The 6,265-nt window shown below is 68.0% G+C and carries 6 protein-coding genes; 5 read left to right on the forward strand and 1 reads right to left on the reverse strand.

Annotation, left to right across the window (positions count from 1 at the left end; all coding sequences use genetic code 11):
• Positions 1-60: 60 nt before the first annotated feature.
• Together FNH24_RS31425 and FNH24_RS31430 are read left to right on the forward strand one after the other, a co-directional pair.
• Positions 61-417, forward strand: a complete 357-nt coding sequence (locus FNH24_RS31425) for a DUF6204 family protein (protein ID WP_161606092.1) — start codon at positions 61-63, stop codon at positions 415-417.
• Positions 414-1,016, forward strand: a complete 603-nt coding sequence (locus tag FNH24_RS31430; protein WP_161606093.1) for a TetR/AcrR family transcriptional regulator — start codon at positions 414-416, stop codon at positions 1,014-1,016. Before FNH24_RS31425 ends, FNH24_RS31430 begins: the two co-directional genes overlap by 4 nt.
• Before the next feature lie 815 nt (positions 1,017-1,831).
• On the opposite strand, the gene FNH24_RS11315 is transcribed toward FNH24_RS31430, so the two are convergent.
• Positions 1,832-3,229 (reverse strand): amidase family protein, encoded by a 1,398-nt coding sequence (locus FNH24_RS11315; RefSeq protein ID WP_152362266.1) that lies wholly within the window; start codon positions 3,227-3,229, stop codon positions 1,832-1,834.
• Between the two features lie 161 nt (positions 3,230-3,390).
• Here FNH24_RS11315 and FNH24_RS11320 point away from each other — a divergent pair, with 161 nt between their 5' ends.
• The 3 genes from FNH24_RS11320 to FNH24_RS31950 form a co-directional block, all read left to right on the forward strand.
• Positions 3,391-4,827, forward strand: a complete 1,437-nt coding sequence (locus FNH24_RS11320) for a hypothetical protein (RefSeq protein ID WP_152362267.1) — start codon at positions 3,391-3,393, stop codon at positions 4,825-4,827.
• Positions 4,828-4,854: 27 nt separating this feature from the next.
• Positions 4,855-5,958 carry a glycoside hydrolase family 43 protein gene (locus FNH24_RS11325; protein ID WP_161606094.1) on the forward strand — a complete coding sequence of 368 codons (1,104 nt, stop codon included), beginning with the start codon at positions 4,855-4,857 and terminating at the stop codon, positions 5,956-5,958.
• A 31-nt stretch (positions 5,959-5,989) separates the two neighbouring features.
• A partial coding sequence (locus FNH24_RS31950) for a hypothetical protein (RefSeq protein WP_217428157.1) occupies positions 5,990-6,265 on the forward strand: 276 nt, incomplete at its 3' end.

The following is a 6,265-nucleotide window of genomic DNA, read 5'->3' on the forward strand; positions in this document are numbered from 1 at the left end:
TTGATCGGGACCAGAAACATATATACGATCACGTATCTAAATGTCGACGGGAGGCCAGCCGTGGATCGCCGCACGTACCGGGTAATTGCCCGGAGTCGCTTCGGCGCCCTCACCGAGCGGCAGCGGCAGCAACTCCTGGCCGAGGCGGACCGGCACACTGTGCTCAACGCCGAGTTCACGGAGCCGGGCACCCTGAGCTACGAGCCGGCCCTGCACTCCTGGGTCGCGCGGGTGCAGGTCGTGACGCGGGAGGAAGGCATCGAGGACGCGGATGCCCTGGCCGAGTTGATCGCCCGGGATCGGGTCGCCGCGCTGTTGGCCCGGTTCGGCCTCGTCCCCGGCGACCTGCAGCTCGGTTCCAGCTGCCTCGAGGATGTCAAGATCAACCGGAAGGGCCGAGCGAGGTCCGGCCGGTGATCAGCCGGCGCGGCAGACGCACCCAGGCCGAACGCCGGGCCGAGACCCGGCAGGACCTGATCACCGCCGCGGTGCGGCTGTGGGCGGAGCGGCCGATCAGCGACGTCTCGCTCGACCTGCTGGCCGACACCGCCGGCTATTCGCGCGGAGCCTTCCACGGCAACTTCGCCGACAAGGACGAACTCGTCGAGGCAGTCCGGGATTCCCTGGTCGAGCAGGCGGCGAACCTAATCAACCACTCCGTCGACGCCGAGGCGGATCCCCTCGCCGCCCTCGGCGACTACATGCGGTCCACCGCGGCCTACGTGGCCGCGCAGCCGGCGCAGACCCGGGCCCTGGTCGCGATCAGCCGCTACCAGGAAGCCCATCGCCCGCTGTCGTACGCCGATCGCGCCGCGGTCGGAGCCGCGCCGATCGAGGAACTGCTCCGTCGGGGCATCAAGTCCGGCACGATCCGCCAGCTCGACGTGACCCTGACCGCCCGGGTGATCCAGTCGGCCCTGGACACCCTGGTGCTCACCGACCCGCCGGCCGACCCCGTGGCCGTCGGCGACCAACTGGCCACCCTGTTCACCGCCGCCGTACGCGCCAACCCCTGACCCTGGATCCACCGATCGGACGCACCCGCCAGAAGGAGCCCGGTTCGGCCAGGTGCCTTGGCCAAGCGCTGCGTCGAGAGTGACCTTATCCACCTGAAATCTGCGAACCCGGGTGGAAAAGGTCACACTCGATGGCTGCCGGACCGGAAGCCGGATGACGCTACGCCACCGACGCCGAACCCTGCCCCCGAGGATCGAGATCACCGACCTCACCCGCCGGCGGGCGGCGAGTGGACTGTTCGGCCAGCTTCCAGACGCAGATCCGCGGCCAAAGCGTCCACTCGCGGAGTGCAGTCGAAACCCAGCGCATAACCGGTCCTCGGCCGCGATCCCGGCCGACCGCAAATCCCGCCCGTCCTTGGCGCGTCTTGTCCGGCAACCCCAGGCGAGGGCAACTCCCGACCAGCCCTTCGACAGAACTCAGGGACCGAAACCAGCGACCGCCTTCGCCAACCCTGGACGCGGCCACGGCTCCAAGATCATCGGTGGATTCGGGCTGAACCTGCGGGCCGCTCGCTCCCCGGGCCTGCCGAAGGGGCGGTCAGTCGGTGCCCTCCTCGGGTTCGGCCTGACGGTGGACCGATGTCGCAGATCTGACAATGGTTCGCGAAATCGTGCCGAAATAGGGCAATCCGGCCAACGGTTGTCAGATCTGCGACATGAGTGCACCGACACCCCGGCCGGCCGCCCCCGGGAGAGGCGCACGGACCTGGCTGGCCCTTCGACAGGCTCAGCGAACGGAACCAGCGTCAGCCCTGCCCGCCGAGCTGGGGAGGTGACACCACAGCTCCAAGATCACCGGTGGATCCAGGGCCTCAGGGAACGAACGGGCAGGGCGGCATGGTGCCTCCTCGCTCGATCACCGCGGCGGCGGCCAGGCAGTCGTCCTCCCGGAAGGCACGGCCGATCAGTTGGACGCCGGTCGGCAGGCCGTCGGCGAGGCCGGTCGGCACGGCGACCGCGGGCAGTCCGGCACAGGTACTGATCACGTTCAGCGCCATCGCCCGGCCATAGCGTTCGTTCGCCGTGGCCGATTTCCGTTCCTCGTCGGGATAGGGAGCTTGATCGGCGTAGACCGGGCCGAGGACCAGCTCGTGATCGCGGCCGAACTCCGCCCAGGCCCGGCGGATCCCGTGCAGGGCGGCGGTCGCCGCGATGTACTCCGGCAAGGTGCCCGGCGGCCGCCGGGCCATCGCGAACTCCTGGTAGCGGCGATCCTCCGGCGCCAGCACGGACCTGATCCGCTCCCAGCCGAGCCCGAACTCGGTGTTGATCAAGACACCGAAGGTTTCCAGCGCCGCCGCCTGAGCCGGCAGCTCGGTGACCTCGCGCACCTCGAAGCCGGCGCTGATCAACAACGCGGCCGCGATGTCCAGGGCCGAGTCGACCGCCGGCGCCAGGCCGACACCACCGGGGTCCCTGATCAAGGCGACCCGACCGGGCCCGTCCGAGCCGAGCTCGGCCGGGATCGGCAGCGCCCGCGGATCGACCGGGTCGGCCCCACTGAGCACTCGGTGGACGAGCCCGAGGTCCTCGACCGTCGCGGCGATCGGACCGTCGACCGGGAAGAGCTGGGCCGCCAGGGTGGGCTCGTCCGGCCCGATCCGGTGATCGGCGGGATAGCGCCCGGTGCTCGGTTTGAGCGCCGCGACACCGCAGAAGTTGGCTGGCAGGCGGAGCGATCCGGCCGAGTCGTTGCCGAGCCCGATGGCGGCCAGGCCGCTCGCGACGGCCGCGGCATCGCCGCCGCTGGAGCCGCCCGGCGTCCGCTCCGGATCCCAGGGATTCCTGGTGCTGCCGAACAGTTCGCTCCGGGTGTGCATGCCGGCCAGGGTCAGCGTCGGCATGTTGCTGTGGCCGATGATCACCGCGTCGGCCCGGCGGAGCCGAGCCACCGGCGGAGCATCGTGATCTGCCCGATGATCACGGAGGAATCGGGCACCGTGGGTGGTCGCCAGGCCGCGCACCGCGATGCTCTCCTTCACCGTGATCGGTACTCCGGCCAGTGGCCCGAGCACCTCGCCTCGATCGCGGCGCGCATCGAGCTCGGCGGCAGCTGCACGGGCATCGTCGGCCAATTGCGTGATCGCGGTGATCTTGGGATTGATCAACTCGATCGTGGCCAGCCGAGCCTCGATGAGCTCACGCGCCGAGATCTCTCCGCCGCGCACGGCCGCGGCGAGCTCAGTCGCCGTCACTCTGTTCCGGGTCATAACACTATTATATACGAACTCGTATATAAGTAGCCGACGATGCCGGGTCGGCCTCCCGCATCGTGGGAATCGACCGTTTTCACTGTGGGGCTTTCGATCCAGCGGGTTAGCCTAACCAACAGAATCGCGATGATAGTTTCGACTATTCGAAAGTAGAGCCCATGACGGACACCGCACCACGTCGCTATCGGGGCTCCGGACTGCGCGATCAGACGCCGGCCGGTGGGATCAGGTCGGCCCTCGCCGGCGGCAACACCGTCGGCGGGTGGATCCGGGAGAAGGCGGCCCGGGCCGACGGCTATCGCCACGTCGACACCCCGGCCATGATCGAACTGCTCACCTCGATCGGCGCCAATCACTACTGCTACAGCATCTGGGACTCGCCGACCGACTTCGATGATCTCTGGTCGGAGTTCCTGCCGGCGGCGCAGCAGGCCGGGATCCAGGTGATGCCCTACATCGTGCCGCCGTCGGAGACGTTCAGCTGGGGCAAGTCGTCGCAGCCGTACGTGATGGACTACATCGCCTGGGCCCGCGCCTTCGCCGAGCTGTCATTGAAGTATCCGGTGCTGACCGCCTGGGCCATCGACGACTTCGACTGGGCCGAGAACCCCGCCGTCTTCGTCCCCGACTACCTGGCCCGGGTCCGTGAGGCACAACTCGCCATCAATCCCCGGCTCGGCCTCTACACCTGCGCCTACGTCACCGGCGCGACGTCGGACGACTTCATGATCAAGTACGGGCCGTACCTGGACGGCATCGTCTTTCCCTACCTGGACGGGCACAACTTCAACACGATCCGGCCCGAGCGGCTGCGCACCGATCTGGACACCATCATCGAAGTGACCCGGCGGCACGATCTGGACGTGATCGTTCTGGCCTACACCGGCCGTTGGCTCGCCGGCCTGCTCGAGCCCACTGCTGAATACGTATCCGCCTGCGTCACCGAGGCCGTGACCCGAGCCGCTTCCGGCGAGATCCTCGGGGTGACCAGCTACGGCCTCCAGGTCGACGGCGCGCCGGCCGTCGGCAACGGGCGGCGTTCGATGTACGGCGACGGGCGTGGCGCCCTGCTGGCGCCGGTGGTCCCGGTCAAGGAGGGTGAGTTCGCCGAACTCGTCACCCGGATCGACGTTCAGCCGGACAGTCCGCGCCACGAGCTGGGATTCTGGCATTCGCGGACAATGACGATCGAGAAGGTGCCCGAGCGGGGCGACTACCGGATCGACGTCATGATCGACGGTGAACCAGTCTGGAGCGCCGACGTGCACGACTCCACCTGGCAGCAACTGTGGGTCTACGGGCGATCGCCGCAGGGAGCGTTCGACGTGTCTGCCACCCTGCGTGGCAAGACCGAGGCGACCCTGGCGTTCCGGCTGACCGCGCTGCGCGATGTCGGCGGGGCCTGCATCGATGTCGGGATCGACGCGATCGACACGATCGGCTTCACCGTCCCCGATCCCGGCTTCGAGGATCCCGCCGCCTGGCGGGTCGCCGACTCGGGTGGCCAGCTCGTCGCCGTCGTCGACCGCTATCAACCGGATCGTCCCGATCTGATCATCCAAGCCGTTCGCGAGGCCTATTCCACAAACCCTTGACCAACACCGAGACAGGAGACCATGATCATGGCCAACCGACTGCGTGACTCGAGCCCCCGATCCCTGCTCCGACGACGATCCGAGCGATACCGGCGACCTCGGCTGCCGGCCGCGCTGTTCGCGATCATGATCTTCGCCGTGCTCGGCGTCGGCGCGCCGGACTCGGCGACCGCGGCCCCGACGGCCGGGACCTACACCAACCCGATCCGCGACGGTGCCGATCCGTGGCTCGCCTTCCACGACGGGCAGTATTTCCTGGCCAGCACGACCGCCGCCAGCGTGATCACGGTCTCGACCTCGCCGTCCCTGGCTACCCTCGGCGCGGCGACGCCGACCGTGGTCTACGACGCATCGACCCAGCCGACCGAGTATCAGGACAACATCTGGGCGCCGGAGATCCACCGGTTCGGCGATCGCTGGTATCTCTACTACACCGCGCAGATCGAAGGCGACATCTCGACCCATCGCAACTTCGTCGCGGAGAGCCAGGGCGACAGCCCGCTCGGCCCGTACACCTACAAGGGCCAACTGGAAGGGCCGGACATCTTCAGCATCGACGGCACCGTGCTCACGGTCGATGATCAGCTCTACTACATCTATGCCGGCATCCCGACGTCCGGCGCCCAGAAGCTCTACATCGCACCGATGAGCGATCCGTGGACCCTCGCGGCCGAACCGCGGATCCTGTCCGAGCCCAACTACGAGTGGGAGAAGATCGGCGACGGCGAGACCCAGGAAGGCGCCTACCCGATCTATCGCAACGGCAAGATCTACGTCACGTACTCCGCGGCCCAGTGCGGCACCCCGGACTACGCGATCGGACTGCTCACCTACACCGGTGGCGATCCGGCCGACCGGGCCTCCTGGACCAAGACCCCGGAGCCGATCTTCAGCAAGAGCCCGGAGAACGGCGTCTACGGCCCCGGCCACCACAGCTTCTTCACCTCACCGGACGGCACCGAGGACTGGATCGTCTACCACGCCAGGGATTACGCGAACAGCTCGGACTGCGGCGAACCCCGCACCATCCGGGCCCAGAAGATCAACTGGACCGCCGACGACAAGCCCGACCTCGGCATCCCGGCCGCGCTCGGCACCGCCCTCCCCCTCCCCGCCGGCGATCCCGGCTGATCACCATCGTTCCCTGGGCCCGGATCCACCGATGAGCTTGGTCGTGGTGTCGCGGTCACTCGAGGTCAGCCGGACCGATCCGCTCGGTGCATGCCTAGGGAAAAGACGCGCCAAGGACGGGCCGGTTGAAGCGTTTCCTGGGATTTCCGGCCGTGTGCCGGTTGGGCTGCGGTCGGGATCATCGAGTGTGACGTTTCCCGGCTCGATCGTCGGGCAAATTCATACGGTCGAGACAACATTCGTGTCGAGAGCGGAGTTGTTGGCGATGGTGAAGTTGTTTCCGGTGGGGACGCGGGATCGGTTCATT

Origin of the sequence: Microlunatus speluncae (assembly GCF_009299835.1) — a bacterium.
In the GTDB taxonomy this organism is placed as follows: Bacteria; Actinomycetota; Actinomycetes; order Propionibacteriales; family Propionibacteriaceae; genus Microlunatus; species Microlunatus speluncae.